This window comes from Moorena sp. SIO4G3 (genome assembly GCF_010692305.1).
In the GTDB taxonomy this organism is placed as follows: Bacteria; Cyanobacteriota; Cyanobacteriia; order Cyanobacteriales; family Coleofasciculaceae; genus Moorena; species Moorena producens_A.
This window is the reverse complement of record NZ_JAAHIG010000692.1, coordinates 1-1,965: the sequence shown is the minus strand read 5'-3', so window position 1 is coordinate 1,965 and position 1,965 is coordinate 1. Positions and strand designations below refer to the sequence as shown.

Annotated in this window: 1 protein-coding gene; it reads left to right on the top strand. The window is 41.2% G+C overall.

Features of this window, described 5'->3' with window-relative positions:
- The first annotated feature begins 165 nt into the window (after nt 1–165).
- Nucleotides 166–1,749: an AMP-binding protein gene (locus F6J99_RS44640; RefSeq protein WP_293123768.1), complete on the top strand. Its 1,584-nt coding sequence runs from the start codon at nt 166–168 to the stop codon at nt 1,747–1,749.
- Nucleotides 1,750–1,965: the final 216 nt, after the last annotated feature.

Genomic DNA, 1,965 nt, shown 5'->3' with positions numbered 1-1,965 from the left:
TTCTAGTGAACAATAGCTCATCTTTATAATTTAAATAAAGCTACATTTTGGGCTATAATTTTATACAGGTTTTTTATTGTATTAACGACTTAAGGTATTAGTTTAGCATATTAGGTACTGAAGAACCCAATTACTTGGGCCCCAAACTTTGCTTATGGGCTAATTGTGCAAGAACTAGAAAATCGACAAAATACGGGCAGTCAACAAGAAAATCACCGAGGATGGGATTTGTCCTCTATGCACTTTATTCTCAATGCTGGAGAGGCAATTGTTGCAAAAACCGTCAGGCGATTTTTAGAAGTATTAGGTCAATATCAGCTCCTTGATCGCGCTATGCATCCAGCATGGGGCATGTCAGAAACCTCAAGTGCGGTAACGTTTTCATCTAAATTTCTGCTATCTTCAACCACAGACGAGCAGAAATTTGTCGAAGTAGGATCTCCAGTACCAGGGTTCGCCATCAGAATAGTAGATAATCAAAACCAGATAGTGAAAGAGACAATGGCGGGTCGAGTACAAGTAAAAGGACTGTCTGTCACATCTGGTTATTATCAAAATACAGAGGCAAACCAAGATGCTTTTACAGAAGATGGTTGGTTTAATACTGGAGACATAGGCTTCCTGCGACAGGGGTGTTTAACAATAACTGGACGGCAAAAAGATATTATCATCATCAACGGTTTAAATTACTATAGCCATGAAATTGAAGCCACAATAGAAGAAATAGAAGGTGTAGAAGTTTCTTATACGGCAGCTTGTGCTGTCAGAGATGCCGAAAGCGATACAGACAAATTAGCCATATTTTTTAACCCAGCCAAAACCGCAAGCGATCGAGAAGCAGATTTGTTAAAGGAAATTCGCTTACTGGTAGTGGATCGTTTTGGGATTAATCCTGATTATTTGATTCCTGTAGAACGAGACGTTATTCCCAAAACAGCGATCGGTAAAATTCAACGTTCTAAACTAAAACAGCGTTTTGAAACAGGTGAATTTAACACCATTATCAAACGGGTAGATTTGTTACTATTGAATGTCAATACTATCCCAAGCTGGTTTTACCGAAAGGTATGGCAAGCCAAAGTCCCTGTTTTTAATCTGTCTTCCCAGACAACTACAACCCTAATATTTAGCGATACTTTAGGGCTAGGAACAGTCTTATCTGAGGAATTAGAAAAACATCACCAGCCCTCTATCCAAGTGTCTGTCGGTGAAAACTTTACCAAAATCAGTGACAATCATTATTCTCTTGTGCCCGACCGAGCAGAACACTATCAGATGCTTTTAGAGCAATTGGCACAAGAAAACAAAACGATTGGCCAGATTGTCTGCCTGTGGGAATACGATCAATATAGAGGTGAAGTTTCACACCTAGAAGCGCTGGAGCAGTCACAAAAGCAAGGGTTGTTTCGTTTGCTGTTCTTAGCTAAAGCATTAGAACAATTTCGGAGTGAAGAGCAGTCGGTACAATTACTGTGGGTATCAAGTTACAGTCAGTCGATAGTACCGAGTGATAAGATAGCCTATGAGAAAGGGACAGTTTTGGGCCTATTGAAAACAATTGGTCAAGAAATGACATGGTTGAACTGTCGCCACATCGATCTGCCAGTACTAGAGGTTGAAGTCAATAAGGCATACATTCAACAAGAACTGGGCAATTTTTCCAAAGAAACAGAAGTAGCCTACAGAGACGGAAAACGCTTGGTTTGTGGAATCGAATCTGTAAATATAGCTGAAGAACCAAAGCAATAATTACCCTTCATAACAGGTGGGATATACTTAATAAGTGGAGGGCTTGGAGGTATTGGAACTGAAATTGCTAGTTTCCTACTTAAGAATTATCAGCAACCGTGCTTGATAATTCTTAAGTCTCGGTGGCATCGAGGCGCTGGGCGCCATCGTGCCCGGAATCGTCGCCACCTCGTCCGGAGCGGACTGCAGCCCGGAGGGGCTGCAACGAGGCATGAC